The sequence below is a fragment of the Roseobacter sp. genome (genome assembly GCF_039970775.1).
In the GTDB taxonomy this organism is placed as follows: domain Bacteria; phylum Pseudomonadota; class Alphaproteobacteria; order Rhodobacterales; family Rhodobacteraceae; genus Roseobacter.
In genome coordinates this window covers 62917-82142 of sequence record NZ_JBDVLG010000026.1, presented here as the reverse complement: position 1 = coordinate 82142, position 19226 = coordinate 62917, and the positions used below count along the sequence as shown (strand labels likewise).

The following is a 19226-nucleotide window of genomic DNA, read 5'->3' as shown; positions in this document are numbered from 1 at the left end:
GGTCGCGGGTCACTCTGCGGTCTGTGCGGCCTCTGACGCCCGGCGCCCCAACACAAGCACAACCGCCGCACCAAGCGCCACACCAGACGCCACCTGCACGACCGTCCGAAAATCATACGCTTGGGCGATAAACCCAACCGCCGGGCCCGCAAGTACACCGCTGATCATCACGGTGTTCCAATAAATCGCCGTCGCCTGCGCAGGGCGATCTGGGGCAAAGGACTGCACATAGCTGATACCGAGGCTTGCGTAAAATCCGTAGTATAGCCCCTCAAGCGCGGCCCCAGCCAACATCTGCGGATAGCTATGCACCATCGACAACAGCTGGATCGTGACAACCGCCAGCACCGTCGTGCCCAGCAATGCGGCCCGCATCCCGATACGCGCGATCAACAGCGGGGTCGCAAAAATGGCAAAAACCTCCACAAAGGTCTTCACGCTGAACGCTGTGCCCGGTGCATACCCCGGCAAGCCAACCTCTTGGACATAGAACAACGGCAAGGCCGAAAACGTCAACGAATGCGCCGATGACAGGCAAAACACGAAGGCCCCCGCCATCCACAAGGCCCGTGTCGCGGCGGTGTTTGCGGCGGCGTCCGGGGCGCGGGGCGGTGACGGCGCGACGATATCGCGTGGCAATATGCACCACCACAACCCCAACCAGATCAACGATGTGCCAAACCCGGTGGCAAACACCGCCACATGAGACACCCGATCTGCGACCAAAAACGCAACCGCAGGTCCCACCATCCACGCGGTCGATGAGGTCGCGCGCATATAGGCGTTGAACCGCGGGCGCCCGACATCGGACCGTTCAGCGAGGCTGCCGCCCAGGCTAAACATCGTTGACACCGCGCTGGAACTGACCCCAAACCCCAAGACGCCCAAGCTCAACACCACCCACAAGTTCGGCGCCACCATCAAAGAGGCCGTGGCCGCGCCATAGCTCAGCGCTGCGATGCCCACCAAGGGAAACACCCGCTGTCCGGCATCGATACGGCGCGCAAAGGCCCGGTTCACCGCGACCGTCAGGCAGATCGCCAACAGCGAATAAAGACTGATCACACGCGGTTCGTGCCCCAACCCCTGCACGATAAAGAACGCCATAAACGGCACGATCATCGCGGCGCACAACGTGCCGCAAAACAGCAGGCCAAGGAACGGGATCAACCCGCCAAGGGGGGCTTTGAACATAGACCAGATCACTTTAACCAGAGGGGTGGGATGCCGCACCATGGCACGCACGCCTACCCCTGTCGAGCCACATATGCCGCCCGTTGTTACCCCGCCGAAAACCGGTTGGGCGTGTAGGGTTGCATGTCCATATTCGGCGTGCGCCCGGTCATGATGTCTGCGATCAGGCGGCCGGTTTTGGGGCCCCCGGTCAGACCAATGTGGTGGTGGCCAAAGCCTGTCATGACACCGGTTTGGCCGATCTCGCCAATCAGCGGCAAGCTGTCACTGGGCGCGGGGCGGTGGCCCATCCATTCTGCTTGCTGCCCGTGGGTCAGCGCGGGGTAGGCCTGCCGAACCTGACGCCGCAACAGATCAAACGGCGCCCGCGATGGTTTCGCCTCTAGCCCGCCAAATTCGACCACACCGGCGCACCGCAGCCCCGCCGCCATGGGCGTCGCCACAAATTTCCCGGTGGTCACCATGGTGGGGGCAATTGGGCCCGCCTCGGGGTCTTCGAATACGATATGATAGCCGCGTTCGCTTTCTAGAGGGACCGACACGCCCAACTTTTTCATCAAGGGTTTTGACCACACACCCGTCGCCAGCACCACCTTGTCACATGGCAAGGGCCCATCTGTGGTATGCACCGCCGAAATGCGCCCCCCCGACATGTCAAAATCAACCACATCCGCCGTGCGCACCTGACCGCCCATCTGTTGGAACACCGCAGCCAAGGCCGCAACATACCCGCCCGGATCGCGGATAAACCCGTGGTCCTTCATGGTGGCCAAACATCCGATCTGCGGCGCAAGATGCGGCTCGCACGCTTGCACTGCGTCGCCTTCTATCACCTGCGGTATGAACCCGGCCTCGCGCCGCAGCCCCCACGTGTACCCATCCGCCGCAAAGGCCGCGCGATCTTTATAGGCAAAATGATAGTCGCTCTCGGTGACCCAACGTGCCGCGTCCGTGTCATGGGTCAGCGCCTGATGCTGCGCCACCGTGTCAGAAACGATCGGGGCCAGCCCCTTGGCGATCCGGCGGGTTTCGGCGTCATTGGCGTGGCCAAGATACCGCATCAGCCAAGGCGCCATTTTCGGCAGATACCCCCACCGCAAAAACAACGGGAAATCCCGGTTCAGCAACATACCCGGCGCCTTGCGGATCAGCCCCGGCGCGGTGACGGGCACCATAGAACAGGCCGCCAAGACGCCTGCGTTGCCATAAGACGTGCCCTGCCCCGGCGCGCTGCGATCCACCAGCGTCACATCGGCCCCATAGCGGCGCAACCAGATGCCCGTCGACACCCCAACAATACCCGCGCCGATGATGATGATCTTATCTGCCATGCTCTACCCTATCTCGATGCGCACACCATGCGTGCCGCTGCCGAGGCGTCAATTTCTTTTTAACCGTTCGCCCCCGAAAACGCCGCATTTCGCCCTAGGGACAGCGCCGGGGTCGTGATAGTTGAAATATTGCGGGCTCTCACGACAAAGGACCAAACATGAACGTACAGTCGGGCGGCAAAACTGTGTATGGCGCAACGGTCGGGATATTGATGCTGGAAACCCGTTTTCCGCGCATTCCCGGTGACATAGGCAACGCCACCACATGGCCATTCCCCGTGCACTACCGTGTGGTCGAAGGCGCAACCCCTGATCTTATCGTGCTGCAAGACGCCCGCGCCATGCGCGATGCCTTTATCGCCGAAGGGCAGGCGTTGGTACGGATGGGCTGCGACGGGATCGTGACAAACTGCGGGTTCTTGTCGGTGCTCCAAGACGATTTGGCCAAGGCGCTGGACGTTCCTGTTGCCAGCTCTGCGTTAATGCAACTGCCCATGATCGCCCAAACCCTGCCCATGGGGCAACGGGTTGGCGTGCTGACGGTGTCCAAAACCAGCCTGAGTGCGGCACATCTGGTTGCGGTTGGTGCCGCCCCAGACACACCCGTTGTTGGCACCGAAAGCGGGCGCGTGTTTTCCCCCGCCTTCCTGACCGACCAAGTCGATATCGACTTTGAAGGCTGCCGCAAAGATGTGTTGGCCGGCGCGCTGGAACTGGTGCAAAGCCACGCTGATATCGGTGCAATTGTGCTGGAATGCACAAACATGGTGCCCTACGCCCGCGATATCCGTCTGGCCACGGGCCTGCCTGTGTATTCGATTTATACGTTGGTCAATTGGTTTCAGGGCGCGTTGTCACCGCGCCGGTTTCCATCTGATTTGGACGACCCCCGCGGGCTTTGACCGGCCTGCGCAACGCCTCGCCTCGTGCATAAACTGCGACGATAGGCGGGCGGGCCACCCCCCGGTCGCGCGCCACCAACCTAATCAAGACTAGAAAATTGCCGCGTTATGGTGTGAAATGTTTCGTATTTTATCGATGCATTTCAAAATCTGCCGGAGTTTTCATCATGGCACACACACCCACACCCCAGCGAAACACGCTGTTGTCTCTTGCTTGCGTCGGGATCGGCGCGGTGATGCTGTATCAAACCGGACGACACCTGACCCAATTTCCCGGCGACGGATCGCGTTTGCTGTTGGCGCCCCTATACTTGGCCTGTCTGTTTGGCATCTTCAAAATGTGGCGCGGGCACCAACTTGGATGGTGGGTTTTCGCCGCAGCCAGCATTGGCGCGGGCCTTTGGTCTGCTGCCGTTTTAAAGGCACCGTGGGCCGGGCAACTGTGGTATATTGCGGTCTTCCCGGTGGTGTTTCGCGCGTTCTACAGCCAGCTAGAAGAATCGCGCACCATCACATTATTGCTGCGCCGCGTGCTGGGTTGGGTCGGCGAACAGCTGATGGGCCTGTTGAATGTGCCTTGGATTGTGGCGCTGATCGGCAAGATACCGCCGCTGGATGCCGCGATAAATCGCATCGTGATCAACCGCATCGTCAATCAGGTGCGCAACCGCCCGCATCCGTTTTCCACCCACAGCCATTATACATCCTGGGCCAGCCTCACCGACACAGAATGGAGCGCGCGGCACTTGGGGATTTCACCGATTGACCAAGACGCACTGCCCGGTTGGAACACACTTGCGCCGCTGTTCGCGCGCACAGAAGACACCCAGCGATTGTGCCCAAAATCCACCTGCCTGTTTCCCGCGTTTGCGCAGTATTTGACCGATGGGTTCATTCGGACGGTCACCGACACATCGGACCTCGATCACTTCAAACGCAACACATCCAACCACAATATCGATCTTTGCCCGCTTTATGGGCGCACCCCCGCACAAACGCGGGCCCTGCGCGTACACGCCCCCGACCAACACAGCCGCGGCAAGCTGAAATCCCAAATGCGTGGCGATGAAGAATTCGCGCCGTTTTTGTTTGATGGCGACACGATCAAACCCGAATTTGAGCCCCTCGACCCGCCGCTTGGGCTCGACACGCTCAACACCGCAATTGCCAATGGCACGCCAGAGGTCGCTGAAAAGATACGCGGCAAACGCGGGCGGCTCTTTGCCTTTGGCGGCGACCGGGCCAATTCGGTGCCTCAAACGGCGATGATCAACACGTTATTGCTACGCGAACACAACAGGTTGGCGGGGCAGCTGTGCGCACGTTATCCCGGTTGGGACGACGACAGGGTGTTTGAAACCGCCCGCAATATTTCGATCGTCCAGTTCATCAAGATCGTGGTTGAAGACTACATCAACCATATCGCCCCCACCGAATTTCGGATCAAGGCCGACCCAAAAGCCGCCTGGGGCGCCAAGTGGAACCGCCCCAATTGGATCACAACCGAATTTAGCCTGCTTTACCGGTGGCACGCGCTGATCCCTGACCAGATCACATGGGGCGAGACGGAACATGCTGTAAACCGTTCATATTTCATGGAAATGCAGCCGCTCATCGACGTTGGATTGGGCCGCGCCTTTGAAGACATGAGCACCCAACGCACCGGCGAATTGGGTCCCCGCAACACCACCGCATCATTGATGCACATCGAGGAGGCCTCGATCAACCAAGGGCGCGCGTGCCAGTTACGACCGTTCGCCGATTACCTTGAATATATGCAACGCATGCCAGTCGAAACCATGGGTGATATTTCTTCGGATCGGACCGTAGCCGCGCAGCTGAAATACGCCTATGGCGAGGTCGATCAGGTGGATTTTTTTGTCGGCATTTTCTGTGAAGACCGGGTCAAGAACGCGCCTCTGCCCCGGACGGTGCTGTCATTTGTCGCGTTGGATGCGTTTTCGCAGGCCCTGACCAACCCGCTGCTGTCCGAACATGTGTTCAAACCACCGCAAGATCCAAGCGCCGAACACCCTACGTTTTCGCGGTATGGGTGGGATCAGATCACCACCTGTGGGTCGCTGCGTGACCTTGTGTTGCGCAACATCAACACCCCAAAAACCTTGGGTTTTGTTGGCATGACCCAACGGGGATGGGTCCGCGAATAACCTATTTTAGAGGCGGCGCTGTTGGGTCGGGTGCCGCCACAGCGTTGAGAATAGATCAGGCGTGCGGAACCAGACGTGTTTGCAACCACAAGATCGATGGATACGCGGCAATCCAAAACCACACAAAACGGTTTAGGCCAAACAGCCACGCATTCGCCACATGAAACATCGCGGCGATACACAAGGCCACGATCAAAGCAGTGGAATTCAGGATGCTGAACGGAAACGCCACCTCAAACAGCATCACGACCCAGGACGCGGCCCAAAGCAGGCGGGGGCGGTCTGCCAATGCCCGCAGAGACCCGCTTACCGGGTAGGCCGAAAACCGAAACACATCCTGCAATGCGCGCCCGCTGCGCCATTCCGAGTTAACGATTTTGACCTGCCCCGAAATGAAATACGATAGGATGACCTGCACCGCCAAATAACCAAACGCGGCCTCTGCGCCGATGCCATCCGGCAACCAGCGCGCCAAACAAAGACAGTACAAAATCAACAACCCCATTCGGTCGCTGCCGCCGTTGTAAGGGCCTTGGAAGCGGTGCAAAATCAGAACGCTATGCGCAGAAAGCGCCAGCAGCACCCACGGGCTGTAGGGCCCCAACAACAACATAATGCTCAGCACCGCACGGGGCGCAAACAACGCCCGCGCACCACGAGACCCGAACATATGTTCGGCGCTTTGCTGTAAAAACGCCAGCGCCAGCAAGATTTCGGTCAGGCGCAATGCCGGGTCCAACATCAACATACCGTGGCCCCCGACACAGGAAATTCATCCGAGAGAAACACCGTTTCTTGCACCAAACGCGTCTGTTCGCGGTGTACAAAAACCAACCTAAATTGGAACTTTATCATCGCTGTATCGCTATAGGCTTTCACAATCTCAATCTGAATACGTCGTTTGATCTCGTTTATACTGTGGTCGGTGGGTTCTTGCTGAATGCGCTCTGCGCAACTGACGACGAATAGTTCTTCGTTGCGATCCGGGTTCCAAAACAACCGCAAAATCATCTGGGACGGCGCAACAGTCGATGGTTGGGGCTGAAATTCTTGCCATCCGGCCGGGGCTGCATTGCTGTCAGGTAAAAACCGCCACTGCACCCTTGGTGATGGCTCAATCGTTTTGAAAAACCGCCAAGACGGGATCATCACGGGCAATATCAAGGAGAGTGTTTTCAACATAAACACAGCTAACGGCGCGTATGTTAATACGGCGTGAACCACGTGGGGCAACCGGGAAATTCCCTAAACAAATCTAATACGAAATACGCCGTCAGGATACGCTATTTGCGCCAATGGAACGGCACGATAATCAGCGCCCCAATCGACGCGGCAATCGCGTTCAACCCCGGACTGCGAAAGCCAATTCCAAACATCAGCGTCACGAAATAAAACACAAATGCGCCGCCAACGCAGATGATAATGCTTGGTAATATACCGTTATGGGTGAACCCGGTTTTTTCGCACAGGTAGCCGACGATCCCCGCGATCACCACGGTGCCGATCAAGGTAGGAAACATCGCGGGCTCCTTTACAGTTGCTTCCCGACGGGCCACGACCAGCCGCGCAGAAAATCCGTTGCATCCTGCACACCTTTGCCCGCCCGCTGCAAGCGCACCAATTCGACGGCGCCGTCCCCACACATAATGCGCAGCGGATCTTGCAGCACGGTCCCCGGCGCGCCGGTGCCGTCGGCCAAACGCGATGCCAGCAGTTTGATGCGCGTCTCGCCGTCCATCGTCCATGCCCCCGGAAAAGGCGACAGCCCCCGGATCTGGCGATCCACTTGTGCGGCGGGTTGTTGCCAGTCTATGCGGGCTTCGGCCTTGTCGATTTTGGCGGCATAGGTGACACCCGCATCGGGTTGGGCCACAGGCGGCAGGTCATCAAGGCGCGCCAACGCGTCCCCGATCAGATCCGCCCCCATCACGCTCAGGCGGTGTTGCAGTTGGGCGGTGGTTTCTTGGGGCGCGATATCCGTCGCGCGGCGCAACAGCACGGGGCCAGTGTCAAGCCCGGCCTCCATTTGCATGATACAGACCCCGGTTTGGGCATCGCCCGCCATGATCGCCCGATGGATGGGCGCCGCGCCGCGCCACCGCGGCAACAGGCTTGCGTGAATGTTCAGGCACCCCCGCGCCGGCGCGTCCAACACCGCTTGCGGCAAGATCAACCCATAGGCCACCACAACGGCGATATCGGCCTCAAGCGCTGCGAACGCTTGCTGGGCATCGGGCGTTTTCAACGACACCGGCGTGCGCACCGGCAAATCAAGAGCCAAAGCGCGCGTGTGCACCGGGCTGGGACGGTCCTTTTTGCCCCGACCCGCAGGGCGCGGCGGCTGGGAATACACGCAGACGATCTCGTGGCCGGCCGACACCAATGCATCCAGCACCGGGACGGAAAACTCAGGTGTTCCCATGAAAATCACGCGCATAATGTCTCTCCCTGCTTGGGGTCTTGCGAAAATACCCCGCATGCCGCACGCTTTTTAGGGTTTCAGTTTGCGGGCCTTGCGTATCAGCATGTCGCGTTTGATCTTGCTGAGCCGGTCAAAATACATCCGACCCTGTAAGTGGTCGATTTGATGTTGCACGCTTGTGGCTTCCAAACCCACCAGATCACGCTGCACGGTGGCCCCCGTTTCATCCATAAACCGCACCGAAACCCCACGAGGCCGCGATATTTCGGCGTGCACCCCCGGCAAATTCGGGCTGGCCTCTTGGTGTACATTCAGAATGGCAGAGGCGTCGATAATTTCGGGGTTGGCCATGCGAATACGCCGGTCGCGGGCATCAGACGCATCCACCACGGCCACCTGCAACATCACGCCAATCTGCGTCGCAGCCAGCCCCACACCGGGCATCGCATCCATGACCTCGATCATCTCGTCCCACAGCGCGCGGATCTCATCGGTGATCGCGTCAATTGGGGCGGCGGCTTTGCGCAACCGTGGGTCTGGCCATTGAAGTACTGCGCGCGGGGTCACGAACGGGCCAGCTCCCGCTTCATTTTCACCATCTTGCGCGTCATCATCTGACGCTTCAGCGGCTTGAGGTAGTCAATGAACAGCTTGCCATCCAGGTGATCAATCTCGTGTTGGGCGCAGGTCGCCCACAGCCCATCAAACACCTGTTGTTGTGCGTTGCCATCGCGATCCATCCAGCGCACCTCGACCTCGGCGGGGCGGGTCACGTCGGCGTATTGATCGGGCAGCGACAGGCAGCCTTCTTCGTAGACGTTCAACTCATCCGACGCCGAGACGATCTCGGGGTTAAACATCACCATCGGGCGGGGCGCTTCGGTGTCCCCTTTGATGCAATCCATCACCACCAGCCGTTGCAAAATACCGACCTGCGGCGCGGCCAGCCCAACGCCGGGCGCCTCGTACATCGTTTGCAACATGTCATCCGCCAACGCGCGCAATTCATCATTTAGGTCTGGCAGTGGCGCGCAGACCTTTTTAAGACGGGGGTCGGGGTGCAGCAGTATCTTTCGTTTCATGAAATTCATGTAAGCCAGCCGCCCGCCATCTGCAACACGCGACAGGGTTGCAGCATCATAGAAACCCGTTAGCGTGCCGATCAATCTTCAGGAGAACCATATGAGCCTCAACACCCCCCATGACGCCCGCTTTGACACGCAGATCGATCGACGCGGCACCGATTGCGCCAAATGGGACAGCATGCACGACATCTTTGGCGTTTCGCCAGACACCGGTTTGTCGATGTGGGTGGCCGACATGGATTTCCACCCGCCCGCCTGCGTGCAAACCGCGCTGCAAGGCATGATCGACCATGGCATTTATGGCTATTACGGTGATGAAACCAGCTATCGTGACGCGGTGCAGTGGTGGATGCAGACCCGCCACGGCTGGAAGATCGAACACGACTGGATTTTCAACACCCACGGTTTGGTCAACGGCACCGGCATGTGCATCGATACCTTCACCGCGCCGGGTGACGGGGTTGTGCTGTTTACCCCAGTTTATCACGCCTTTGCCCGCGTGATCACCCAAGCCGGGCGCAAGGTCGTGGAATGCCCGCTGGCGCAAACCGACGGGCGCTACACCATGGATTTTGACGCCTACGACGCCCAGATGACCGGGTCAGAGAAAATGGTCATCCTGTGTTCGCCACATAACCCCGGCGGCCGGGTCTGGACCCGCGACGAGCTTCAGCAGGTCGCGGATTTTGCACAGCGCCACGACCTGATCCTTGTGTCTGACGAAATCCACCACGATCTGGCGATGCCCGGCCACACCCACACGCCTGCCGCTCTGATCGACGGGGTCACGGACCGTCTGGTCATGATGACAGCCACCAGCAAGACCTTTAATCTGGCGGGCCATCACACCGGCAATGTCATCATCCAAGACCCAGATCTGCGCGCGCAATTCGCTCGGCGTATGGCCGCATTGGGAATGTCGCCCAATTCCTTTGGGCTGGTGATGGCGCGGGCTGTTTATACCCCAGATGGGGCTGCCTGGGTCGATGATCTGATCCAATACATCGACGGCAACCGCCAACTCTTTGATGCCCAAATCAAAGCGATCCCCGGTTTGCAATCCATGGCGTTGGAAAGCACCTATCTGTCTTGGGTCGATTTTTCCGGCACCGGCATGGCCCAAGATGAGGTGATCCGCCGCATCCAACAAGACGCGCAGATTGCCGCCAACCACGGGACCAGCTTTGGCGGCGGCGGCGAACCCTTTATGCGGTTCAACATCGGCACCCAACGCGCGCGGGTCGAAGACGCCTGCGCCCGGCTGGCCAAGGCCTTTGGTGATTTGCAGTAACGGCGTTAGGGGGCGTGCGCGATTAAACCAACGGGCGCGCCTTCACGTTTTTCGAAATCCACGGCGGGCGCGTCTGACACAGCCGTCGCCCGTTTGAATTCATACCGCCGCTCGCCATCTTCATCGTAGCTGGTGATGATCAGGCACTGAAAAATATGAATGGCGCCGTCGTATAGGTCTACCAAACCGCGCAACGACGGCGCGTCGCTTTCGAGTGCAAAGCCGGTTTTCCACAGGCGCAACACCGGATGAACAGTACCATCCACCGTAACGCGCAACCGTGATGCCTTTTTAAGGGCCGCGATGCGGGCCTGATCCAGACCTGCTTGAATTTCCTTGGAAAAAACCACTTCCATATCGTGATGCCCTACGTTGTCCCAGTGACCACATGCTGCACCAGCGCGCTGAAAATCAAGTTAAGTTTTTGCGACAGATCGGTCTGTTGTGCGCAGATGCGGAGGATCCTGCGCGCGCCATGCCCTACCCCGCCGCCGCCCAAGCCCCTAGCTTTGCCAACGTACACAGGAGAATACGCATGGGGCTTTTGGTTGACGGCAAGTGGCAAGACACGTGGTATGACACGTCCAAAACCGGCGGGACATTCCAGCGAACAGAGGCGAAATTTCGCCATTGGGTCACGCCAGACGGCGCGCCGGGGCCCACAGGTGACGGCGGGTTCACCCCCGATTCGGGCCGCTACCACCTTTATGTCAGCTACGCCTGCCCTTGGGCCCACCGCGCGCTGATCTTCCGGCAGCTCAAAGATCTGGCGGATCATATCGACATCAGCGTGGTGCACCCCGACATGTTGGGCGACGGCTGGACCTTTGAAATCGACGACCACGGCGCTACTGGCGATACGTTATACGGCTTGCCCTTTGCCCGCGATATCTACACCAAAGCCGTCCCCGATTTCACGGGCCGCGTGACCGTGCCGATCCTTTGGGACACCACGCAAAACACCATCGTGTCAAACGAAAGCGCCGATATCATCCGCATGTTCAATTCGGCCTTCGATGGGCTAACAGGCAATACGCTCGATTTCTGGCCCGCGCCGCTGCGTGATGCCATCGCGCCCGTAAACGACCGCATCTATGACACCGTCAACAATGGGGTCTACAAGGCCGGGTTCGCCACCACGCAAGGTGCCTATGACACCGCCATAACACCGCTATTTGACACGCTAGACTGGCTCGAAACCCGGCTGCACATCACCCGGTACCTGATGGGCAACACCATCACCGAAGCCGACTGGCGGCTGTTCACAACATTGGTGCGGTTTGACGCGGTCTATCACCTGCATTTCAAATGCAACCGAAAGCGGCTGATCGATTATCCGAACCTGTGGGGCTACACGCGCGATCTATATCAGGTGCCGGGCGTCGCACAGACGGTGTGTTTGAACCACATCATCCGGCATTACCACTACAGCCACGACACAATTAACCCGCATCGGATCCTACCGATCGGGCCCGATCTGGATTTTGGTGCCCCACATGATCGCGCGGCTATGTCTTAGGGAATGGGAGGAGTGTCCGGCGCGGTCAGGCCGCGCCGGACTGCTCGGAAGGGCCGCCATAGTGTTCAACCATGGCGGCCAAATCTTCTGGCGGTGTCGCGCTTTGCACAAAGGCACAGGCGTTCGTCACATGCGAAAAAATAGATCCGTCCGAAAAGAACGACGTATTGGTCACGAAGATGACCTTGGCATCGGGCTGCCGGTAACTGGCGTAATCCGCAACGGCAAGCGCCGACCCCTCATTGAGCACAAGATCAAGAATGATCACGTCACTGCAACGGCTGCTGAGTTGGTGAATGGCATCCGCCTGATCGCACGCACGGGACACTATTATGCCCATGCGTTCAAGGTGGCGTTGCCAAATCCTAGCCAGATCGTCCTGGCTCTCGACAATTAGAACCTTCATCTGTCCTCCATTCCGGAACACCCGAAGTTATTACGTTTTGTAACACCTGTGGTGTCGTGCAAAGGTTAACAAACAATTAAGCGAGAGGTGACAATTTTATCATTAGCGGTCATACTTGATTAACCGGCTGATTTCCGCTTTCAGCGGCGCGTAACCTTGGCATGTTACGCAACAGATATAGAGGAAAGAGCGGATTGTTGACAAACCACAAGCGTGATCATGGCGGCGGCCTCGATGCAGCAATTGCGCAATATGGCGGCAGTCGAATCGCCTGGATTGACCTGTCGACGGGCATTAATCCACACCCCTACCCGGTGTCGCATATGCCCGCAGACGTCTGGACAGCACTGCCCGACAAGGGCGCAAACACCCGGCTAACCAACGCCGCGCGGGCGTTTTGGCAAATCCCCGATCAGGCGGCGGTGCTGGCCGCACCCGGGGCCTCCGCGATCATCGTACAAATCCCACAATTGGTGCCCCGCGGCACGGTGCGCATCCCCGGCCCCACCTATAATGAACACGCTGCGGCCTTCACCGTGCAGGGCTGGCGCACCATCGATACAGGCACAGCCACCGCGCAGGTCGTGGTGCATCCCAACAACCCAGATGGCAAAATATGGGCGCCAGACACCCTACCCAACCCGGCCGCATCCCTCACCGTGATCGACGAGAGCTTTTGCGACATCGCCCCGGACCATTCTCTCGTCGGCCAATCGGTGCAGCCGGGCACATTGATCCTAAAGAGCTTTGGCAAGTTTTGGGGGCTCGCAGGGATGCGGTTGGGGTTCATCGTAGGCGACCCTGCGTTGGTGGCGCGCTTGGCCGATACCTTGGGCCCTTGGGCGGTTTCTGGCCCGGCATTGCACATCGGCACTGCTGCGTTGACCGACCAACAGTGGGCCACTGAAACCCGCGCGCGATTATCACAGGACGCGACCCGGCTGGACACCCTGATGCAGGCGGCCGGTGCCAATGTGGTGGGCGGCACGCCGCTGTTTCGGCTCTATGAGGTCGACGACGCAACCCGTTGGCAACACCGCCTCGCGACCCATCATATCTGGAGCAGAACCTTCCCCTACAACCCACGCTGGCTGCGCCTTGGCCTGCCGCATGCGCTGCATTGGCCGCGTGTCACCGCCGCCCTGTCATGACGACCGCCGTGCTGTTGATATGTGCCCTGTGCCTTGATGCGCTGCTGGGCGAACCCAAGTGGTTGTGGGACAGGGTGGCCCACCCGGCGGTCCTGATGGGGCGTTTGATCGGCGCGCTGGATCGGCGGTTCAATGAGGGCGCGCAACGCCGCCTCAAAGGCATCGGCTGTGTGGTGTTTCTGGTGGGCGTCGGTGGGGCCATTGGGCTGTTACTGAGCACGCTCGGCCCGGTGGCCGAGATCATCACCGCCGCGATCTTGCTGGCACAACGGTCGCTGGTGCAACATGTGGCACGGGTCGCGGACGGGCTGCGCATGTCCACCGCCCAAGGCCGCCGGATGGTCGCCCAGATCGTCAGCCGCGATACCGACGCCATGCACGACACCCAGATCGCGCGATCCGCCATCGAAAGCGCCGCCGAAAACCTATCAGATGGGGTCATCGCCCCCGCGTTCTGGTTTCTGATCGCCGGTGTGCCGGGGCTGGTGATCTACAAGCTGATCAACACCGCCGACAGCATGATCGGCTACCGCACCCCGCGTCACCACGCCTTTGGCTGGGCTGCGGCCCGGCTTGATGACCTGCTCAACCTCATCCCGGCCCGGCTGACGGCGGCCCTGATCGCCCTGCCCGCCGGGTGTTACGACCTGCGCGCCATCCGCCGCGATGCCGCCCAGCACAGATCCCCCAATGCCGGTTGGCCAGAAGCCGCCATGTCGCGGGCTCTGGGGGTCGCATTGGCGGGCCCACGGGCCTATGATGGCCAGATGCGCGATTTTCCATTTGTAAACCCGGATGGGCGTAAGGTGCTCACGGCGGTGGACATTGATGCCAGCATCGCGATGCTTTGGAAGGCGTGGCGCATGTGGCTCGTCCTGTGTGTGCTGGCCCTTATATTTTAACCAATCGGAGCCCATTGATGCGCTTGCCTCTTCTTGCCGCCCTTGCTTTTGCCCTGCCCGTCGCCGCGCAGGCCTGCGGCGGGTCTTTCGCCAGTTTCGTGAACGATCTCAAAGCCGAAGCCATATCCAAGGGCCACAACGGCACCACCGTGGATCGTTTCTTTTCGGGCGTGCGCCAAGACCCCAAAGTGCTCAAGGCAGATCGCGCGCAAGGCGTGTTCCAACGCCCGTTTCTTGATTTTTCCCAACGCCTCATTTCGGCAGACCGTCTGCGGCGCGGGCAAAGCAACGCCCAAAAATACGATGCAATCTTTGACCAAATCGCCCGACGCTACGGCGTGAACCGTGGCGTATTGCTCGCGTTCTGGGCGTTTGAAACGGACTATGGCGGGTTTCAGGGCGATTTTAACACCGTGAATGCGCTGGTGACGCTGTCGCACGACTGCCGCCGCCCCGAATTGTTCCGCCCGCAGGTGTTTGCTGCGCTGGAACTGTTTGAGGACGGCGACCTAGACCCCCGCACCACAACCGGCGCCTGGGCTGGCGAAATCGGGATGGTCCAGATGTTGCCGCGCGATATCATCGAAAACGGTGTTGACGGCGACGACGATGGCCACGTATCGCTGAAAACCTCTGCCGCTGATGCGCTGATGTCGGGCGGTCAAATGTTGCAAAGCCTCGGCTGGCGCGATGGCGAACCATGGTTGCAAGAGGTCACCGTGCCTGCCAATTTCGACTGGTCGCAAAGCGGGTTGCGCACTGTGAAATCCCCCCGCGACTGGGAAGCCATGGGTGTGCGTGCCCGCAACGGGTCGTTAACACAGGGGTTGCAGGCGTCCTTGTTGCTGCCGCAGGGGCACAAGGGGCCCGCGTTTCTCGCCTATCCGAATTTCAGCGTTTATTTCGAATGGAACCAAAGTTTTACCTACGTCCTGACCGCCGCATATTTTGCCACGCGCCTCGAAGGCGCCCCGGTCTACGACGCGCGCAGCCCAGAACCGGGTCTCACCGGCCCCCAGATGAAAGAACTTCAACGCAAATTGCAGGCCCGCGGGCATGACGTTGGCAAAGTTGACGGGATCCTCGGTGCGCGCAGCCGCACCGCCGTGCAGACCGAACAGCAGCGCCTTGGTTTGCCCGCAGATGCATGGCCGACGCCGGCGCTTTTGGCACGCCTCTGACGTCCGAAGCATTAACCACTTTTTATCGCCAGCCCTGTAATTTCCACGACGAAACTTACATTCAGGTTTGTTTTATGCCTAGACCCTGCGCGCCTTGTGCCGCAGGGTCTTCTCTTTTCCCCCAAAGCCCCACGTGTCTAAGCCACCATCGTTTCGGCTTTTTTCAGATCCACCGACACCAATTGGCTGACGCCCTGTTCGGCCATGGTGACCCCAAACAACCGATCCATCCGGGCCATCGTGACCGCATGATGCGTGATAATCAAAAACCGCGTTTCTGTTTGCCGGCACATCTCATCCAGCAAATCGCAAAACCGCGTGACATTGGCGTCGTCCAACGGCGCATCGACCTCATCCAGCACACAAATCGGCGCCGGGTTTGCCAGAAACACCGCAAAAATCAGCGCCATCGCTGTCAATGTCTGTTCACCGCCTGACAGCAAGCTTAACGTCGACAGTTTCTTGCCCGGCGGTTGACACATGATCTCGAGACCCGCCTCAAGCGGGTCGTCGCTTTCCACCATCACCAGATTAGCCTCGCCACCCCCAAACAAATGCGTAAACAGCATCGAGAAGTTCGAATTCACCTGTTCAAACGCTGTCAAAAGACGCTCGCGGCCTTCACGGTTCAGCCCCGCGATGCCCCCCCGCAGGGTCTTGATGGCCTCCTCCAGATCGATCTTTTCACGGGCCAAAGTGTCATGCTCAGTTTGCACCTCCGCGGCGTCTTCTTCGGCGCGCAGGTTCACCGCACCCAATGCATCGCGCTGACGTTTGAGCCGGTTGACCTCGGCCTCTAACGCCTCGGAACCGGGCATGTCATCGGGCGTTGCATCCAGTTGCGCCAACAGCTGCGCAGGCGTCACCTGCGCCTCTTCGGCGATCCGCTCGGCGGCAAAGGCCACCGTTTCGCGGGCCGCATCACTGCGCGCCTCGGCACCTGCGCGGGCCTCGCGCGCGTCAGATGCCACCCGCTGGGCGTCACGTTCGGCCTGCATCGCGGTCCTCAAAGCATCCTCGGCCGCTGACATCGCCTGCCCGCTTTGGGCCTTGCGGGTCTCTGCCGCAGAAATCGCATCACGCATATCTGCGCGTTTGGCCGCGATCTCCTTGGGGGCCGCTTGGGCCTGATCCAGTTCGTCTTCGGCTGTGGTTTTACGCGCGGTCAATTCATCGGTGCGTTTTTCTGCAGTTTCCAGCCGGTGCCGCCAACCGCTGGTTTCCTTGCTCACCTGCTGGGCGCGACGGGTGCGGGCTTCGCCTTCACGGCGCAGCTCATCATGGCTGGACCGGCGCGACATCATGGTAATGCGCGCAGCCTCGACAGCCATACGCACATGCTCAACCAGCCCCCGCGCTTCGTCCAGATCGCTCAGATCTTCCAACGCGCGTTCGGCCTCTCGCAAACGGGTGCGCGCGGCCATTGCCTCTTCTTCGTGGCGGGCCACGGCCAGACCCAACGCGTCCAACCGTCCCTCGGCGAGATTGCGGTCCGCCTCGGCACGGCTCAACCGACGCCCAGCATCAGCCATGCTTTTGTCAGCCGCACGGCGCGCATCGCGTGCTGCCGCATCCGCACGTGCCAATTCCGCCAACTGCGTGCCCAAAAGCTCATGCGCTGCCCGCGCACCGTCTGCGCGCTGCGTTGCAACCTCCAGCCCCTGCTTAAGCTCTTCCAATCGGTTCAATTGTTGCAGCCGCAAGGCCGCCGCCGATGGCGCATCTTCGGCCCCCGCGCGAAACCCATCCCAGCGCCACAAATCACCCTCCACCGACACCAACCGTTGCCCCGGCAACAAACCAGCCTGCAACGCGGCACCTTCATCCGCACGCACCAACCCGATCTGACCAATCCGCCGCGCCAACACGTCAGGCACCTCCACGAACAGCGCCAGCGGCTGCACCCCCGCGCCCAAGGGTTGATGTTGCGCGTATCCCGGCAGCGCGGCCCACCCCGACGGCGCATCCGCCCCAACGGCAGGCGCGCGCAAATCATCCGCCAGCGCCGCGCCCAGTGCCTTTTCGTACCCCGTTTTCACCTGCAGCTGATCCAACACTTGGCCGCCCTCGGCGGTGTCGCGATCCACCAGCTTGGCCAGCGCGCTCGCCTCCGCACGCAAGGCGTTCATCTCGCCCTCAGCCTCAGAGCGGTGCGCCCGCGCATCCGCCTCGCGCGCTTGCGCATCTGCGCGCGTCTCTTCTGCGGCAATCAACGCGGCATCTGCGTCCTCAGACGCAATAATCGCGTGCTGTTCGGCCGTTTGCGCGGTGATGAAATCATCCCCGGCCTTGGTCAATGCAGTTTGGCTTTGCGTGACGGCCATACGGGCTTTGACCGCCTCGGCCTCTGATTTGGCCTGCGTCTTGCGGCTGTCTTCGACGATCCGCTGTGCCGAACTATGCCGTGCAGACAGACGCGCCATATCTTCGGTTTGGGTCGACATGTCGCCTTCGCGCATCTGCAACACGGCGGCCGCCTCGCGGGCCGCTTCGGCAGCATCGGCCAGCGCATCTTCGTGGCCCTGTGACGCTTTGGCCAGCTCTGCGGCCTCCCAATCCAGACGTTCGATCGTCTCGCCTGCATCCCGGTTCAAAGCGCCTTCACGCGCAATGTCCTGCCCCAACTGCGCGATCCGCCCCGTTAACGTCTCGATCAACGCCAACGCGCGGGCTTCTTGGTCGTTCAACGTGTCTTGCTCTACGGTCAGACGTTGCAACACCGCGACCGCAATCGCCTCTTCCTCGCGCAGCGGTGGCAGCGCACCTTCCGACCTTTCGCGCGCCGTCACAGCCTGCCGCACCGCTGCCTCGGCCTGCGCCGCCTCGGCCACCCGCCCACGTAGGTTTTCCTCGGCCACCGCACGCGTTTCATCCGCATCGCACCAACGTCGGTACAGCAACATCCCCTCGGCGCGGCGCAAATGGTTGCCAATCTCACGGTACCGCGCAGCCTGCCGCGCCTGCCGCGCCAGTTGGGCCAATTGACTGGCCAATTGTTCGATCACATCATCAACGCGTGCCAGATTGGCCTCGGCACCTTTGAGCTTTAGTTCGGCCTCGTGGCGCCGTTGATAAAGGCCACTAATACCGGCTGCTTCTTCTAAAATGCGCCGCCGGTTTTTGGGTTTGGCATTGATCAATTCAGCTATCTGGCCTTGTCGCACCAACGCCGGGCTATGGGCGCCCGTGGACGCATCGGCAAACAACATCTGCACGTCGCGCGCCCGCACATCTTTGGCGCCCACCTTATATGCACTGCCCACATCCCGCGTGATCCGGCGCACGATATCCAGCTGATCGTGATCGTTGAAACCCGCCGGGGCCAGACGGTCTGAGTTGTCCAGATGCAATGCGACTTCGGCAAAATTACGGGCGGGCCGTGTGGCGGCGCCGGCAAAGATCACGTCTTCCATGCCACCGCCCCGCATTGCCGTGGGGCGGCTTTCACCCATCACCCAACGCAACGCCTCAAGCAGGTTCGATTTGCCACACCCATTGGGCCCAACCACGCCCGTCAACCCATCGGAAATGATCAAATCCGTGGGATCCACGAAGCTTTTGAAGCCGGTTAATCTGAGCTTGGAAAAACGCAAAACGGGCCGCCTGTTGATTCCTGTGGTGCATCAGCGTGGCGCTCTTGAGGGGGGCGTGTCAACCAAAACGCACCATGGGCT

At 60.2% G+C, this 19226-nt stretch carries 18 protein-coding genes; 7 read left to right on the top strand and 11 right to left on the bottom strand.

The window, feature by feature from the left end; genetic code table 11:
• Window positions 1-9: 9 nt before the first annotated feature.
• Together ABJH13_RS05785 and ABJH13_RS05780 are read right to left on the bottom strand one after the other, a co-directional pair.
• Entirely contained in the window at window positions 10-1236 is a 1227-nt protein-coding gene (locus ABJH13_RS05785; protein WP_348405269.1) for an MFS transporter, read from the bottom strand.
• A gap of 44 nt (window positions 1237-1280) precedes the next feature.
• The gene (locus tag ABJH13_RS05780) at window positions 1281-2525 is read right to left on the bottom strand and encodes an FAD-dependent oxidoreductase (protein ID WP_348405268.1); all 1245 of its coding nucleotides are present in this window, start codon (window positions 2523-2525) and stop codon (window positions 1281-1283) included.
• 158 nt (window positions 2526-2683) lie between these two features.
• Between ABJH13_RS05780 and ABJH13_RS05775 the strand changes: the two genes are divergently transcribed.
• Both ABJH13_RS05775 and ABJH13_RS05770 read left to right on the top strand, forming a co-directional pair.
• Entirely contained in the window at window positions 2684-3427 is a 744-nt protein-coding gene (locus ABJH13_RS05775) for an aspartate/glutamate racemase family protein (protein WP_348405267.1), read from the top strand.
• A gap of 167 nt (window positions 3428-3594) precedes the next feature.
• Window positions 3595-5595 carry a peroxidase family protein gene (locus tag ABJH13_RS05770; protein WP_348405266.1) on the top strand — a complete coding sequence of 667 codons (2001 nt, stop codon included), beginning with the start codon at window positions 3595-3597 and terminating at the stop codon, window positions 5593-5595.
• A 55-nt stretch (window positions 5596-5650) separates the two neighbouring features.
• Here the strand turns inward: ABJH13_RS05770 and ABJH13_RS05765 are convergent, their stop codons facing one another.
• From ABJH13_RS05765 to def (ABJH13_RS05740), 6 genes are all read right to left on the bottom strand, one after another.
• On the bottom strand, window positions 5651-6343 hold the full coding sequence (locus tag ABJH13_RS05765) for an HTTM domain-containing protein (protein WP_348405265.1): 693 nt from the start codon (window positions 6341-6343) through the stop codon (window positions 5651-5653).
• Window positions 6337-6777, bottom strand: coding sequence for a hypothetical protein (locus ABJH13_RS05760; RefSeq protein ID WP_348405264.1), 441 nt, complete (start codon window positions 6775-6777; stop codon window positions 6337-6339). The genes ABJH13_RS05765 and ABJH13_RS05760 overlap by 7 nt, the downstream gene beginning before the upstream one ends.
• Window positions 6778-6878: 101 nt before the next feature.
• Window positions 6879-7115: a hypothetical protein gene (locus ABJH13_RS05755; protein ID WP_348405263.1), complete on the bottom strand. Its 237-nt coding sequence runs from the start codon at window positions 7113-7115 to the stop codon at window positions 6879-6881.
• An 11-nt stretch (window positions 7116-7126) separates the two neighbouring features.
• Window positions 7127-8032: a methionyl-tRNA formyltransferase gene (fmt, locus tag ABJH13_RS05750; protein ID WP_348405262.1), complete on the bottom strand. Its 906-nt coding sequence runs from the start codon at window positions 8030-8032 to the stop codon at window positions 7127-7129.
• 54 nt (window positions 8033-8086) lie between these two features.
• Entirely contained in the window at window positions 8087-8584 is a 498-nt protein-coding gene (def, locus tag ABJH13_RS05745) for a peptide deformylase (RefSeq protein ID WP_348405261.1), read from the bottom strand.
• Entirely contained in the window at window positions 8581-9099 is a 519-nt protein-coding gene (gene def / locus ABJH13_RS05740; RefSeq protein WP_348405260.1) for a peptide deformylase, read from the bottom strand. The genes def (ABJH13_RS05745) and def (ABJH13_RS05740) overlap by 4 nt, the downstream gene beginning before the upstream one ends.
• A 100-nt stretch (window positions 9100-9199) precedes the next feature.
• On the opposite strand from def (ABJH13_RS05740), the gene ABJH13_RS05735 reads away from it, so the two are divergent.
• Window positions 9200-10393 (top strand): MalY/PatB family protein, encoded by a 1194-nt coding sequence (locus ABJH13_RS05735; protein WP_348405259.1) that lies wholly within the window; start codon window positions 9200-9202, stop codon window positions 10391-10393.
• 5 nt (window positions 10394-10398) lie between these two features.
• On the opposite strand, the gene ABJH13_RS05730 is transcribed toward ABJH13_RS05735, so the two are convergent.
• Complete coding sequence (locus ABJH13_RS05730) at window positions 10399-10749, bottom strand: hypothetical protein (RefSeq protein WP_348405258.1); 351 nt, start codon at window positions 10747-10749, stop codon at window positions 10399-10401.
• 179 nt (window positions 10750-10928) lie between these two features.
• Here ABJH13_RS05730 and ABJH13_RS05725 point away from each other — a divergent pair, with 179 nt between their 5' ends.
• Window positions 10929-11912 carry a glutathione S-transferase family protein gene (locus ABJH13_RS05725; RefSeq protein WP_348405257.1) on the top strand — a complete coding sequence of 328 codons (984 nt, stop codon included), beginning with the start codon at window positions 10929-10931 and terminating at the stop codon, window positions 11910-11912.
• A 25-nt stretch (window positions 11913-11937) separates the two neighbouring features.
• Here ABJH13_RS05725 and ABJH13_RS05720 read toward each other — a convergent pair whose 3' ends face one another.
• The gene (locus ABJH13_RS05720; protein WP_348405256.1) at window positions 11938-12318 is read right to left on the bottom strand and encodes a response regulator; all 381 of its coding nucleotides are present in this window, start codon (window positions 12316-12318) and stop codon (window positions 11938-11940) included.
• A 161-nt stretch (window positions 12319-12479) separates the two neighbouring features.
• Between ABJH13_RS05720 and cobD the strand changes: the two genes are divergently transcribed.
• The 3 genes from cobD to ABJH13_RS05705 are packed head-to-tail and all read left to right on the top strand — an operon-like array spanning window position 12480 to window position 15552.
• Complete coding sequence (cobD, locus tag ABJH13_RS05715) at window positions 12480-13469, top strand: threonine-phosphate decarboxylase CobD (RefSeq protein ID WP_348405255.1); 990 nt, start codon at window positions 12480-12482, stop codon at window positions 13467-13469.
• A complete protein-coding gene (gene cbiB, locus ABJH13_RS05710) occupies window positions 13466-14371 on the top strand; it encodes an adenosylcobinamide-phosphate synthase CbiB (protein ID WP_348405254.1) in 906 nt (301 codons plus the stop codon). The genes cobD and cbiB overlap by 4 nt, the downstream gene beginning before the upstream one ends.
• A 17-nt stretch (window positions 14372-14388) precedes the next feature.
• Window positions 14389-15552 (top strand): lytic murein transglycosylase, encoded by a 1164-nt coding sequence (locus ABJH13_RS05705; RefSeq protein ID WP_348405253.1) that lies wholly within the window; start codon window positions 14389-14391, stop codon window positions 15550-15552.
• A gap of 137 nt (window positions 15553-15689) precedes the next feature.
• Here ABJH13_RS05705 and smc read toward each other — a convergent pair whose 3' ends face one another.
• Window positions 15690-19145, bottom strand: a complete 3456-nt coding sequence (smc, locus tag ABJH13_RS05700) for a chromosome segregation protein SMC (protein ID WP_348405252.1) — start codon at window positions 19143-19145, stop codon at window positions 15690-15692.
• Window positions 19146-19226: the final 81 nt, after the last annotated feature.

Bases quoted from the DNA above. Each gene is read 5' to 3' on its own strand.
- ABJH13_RS05785 (WP_348405269.1), bottom strand. From the start codon at position 1,236: ATGGTGCGGCATCCCACCCCTCTGGTTAAAGTGATCTGGTCTATGTTC.
- ABJH13_RS05780 (WP_348405268.1), bottom strand. From the start codon at position 2,525: ATGGCAGATAAGATCATCATCATCGGCGCGGGTATTGTTGGGGTGTCG.
- ABJH13_RS05775 (WP_348405267.1), top strand. From the start codon at position 2,684: ATGAACGTACAGTCGGGCGGCAAAACTGTGTATGGCGCAACGGTCGGG.
- ABJH13_RS05770 (WP_348405266.1), top strand. From the start codon at position 3,595: ATGGCACACACACCCACACCCCAGCGAAACACGCTGTTGTCTCTTGCT.
- ABJH13_RS05765 (WP_348405265.1), bottom strand. From the start codon at position 6,343: ATGTTGATGTTGGACCCGGCATTGCGCCTGACCGAAATCTTGCTGGCG.
- ABJH13_RS05760 (WP_348405264.1), bottom strand. From the start codon at position 6,777: ATGTTGAAAACACTCTCCTTGATATTGCCCGTGATGATCCCGTCTTGG.
- ABJH13_RS05755 (WP_348405263.1), bottom strand. From the start codon at position 7,115: ATGTTTCCTACCTTGATCGGCACCGTGGTGATCGCGGGGATCGTCGGC.
- fmt (WP_348405262.1), bottom strand. From the start codon at position 8,032: ATGCGCGTGATTTTCATGGGAACACCTGAGTTTTCCGTCCCGGTGCTG.
- def (WP_348405260.1), bottom strand. From the start codon at position 9,099: ATGAAACGAAAGATACTGCTGCACCCCGACCCCCGTCTTAAAAAGGTC.
- ABJH13_RS05735 (WP_348405259.1), top strand. From the start codon at position 9,200: ATGAGCCTCAACACCCCCCATGACGCCCGCTTTGACACGCAGATCGAT.
- ABJH13_RS05730 (WP_348405258.1), bottom strand. From the start codon at position 10,749: ATGGAAGTGGTTTTTTCCAAGGAAATTCAAGCAGGTCTGGATCAGGCC.
- ABJH13_RS05725 (WP_348405257.1), top strand. From the start codon at position 10,929: ATGGGGCTTTTGGTTGACGGCAAGTGGCAAGACACGTGGTATGACACG.
- ABJH13_RS05720 (WP_348405256.1), bottom strand. From the start codon at position 12,318: ATGAAGGTTCTAATTGTCGAGAGCCAGGACGATCTGGCTAGGATTTGG.
- cobD (WP_348405255.1), top strand. From the start codon at position 12,480: ATGTTACGCAACAGATATAGAGGAAAGAGCGGATTGTTGACAAACCAC.
- cbiB (WP_348405254.1), top strand. From the start codon at position 13,466: ATGACGACCGCCGTGCTGTTGATATGTGCCCTGTGCCTTGATGCGCTG.
- ABJH13_RS05705 (WP_348405253.1), top strand. From the start codon at position 14,389: ATGCGCTTGCCTCTTCTTGCCGCCCTTGCTTTTGCCCTGCCCGTCGCC.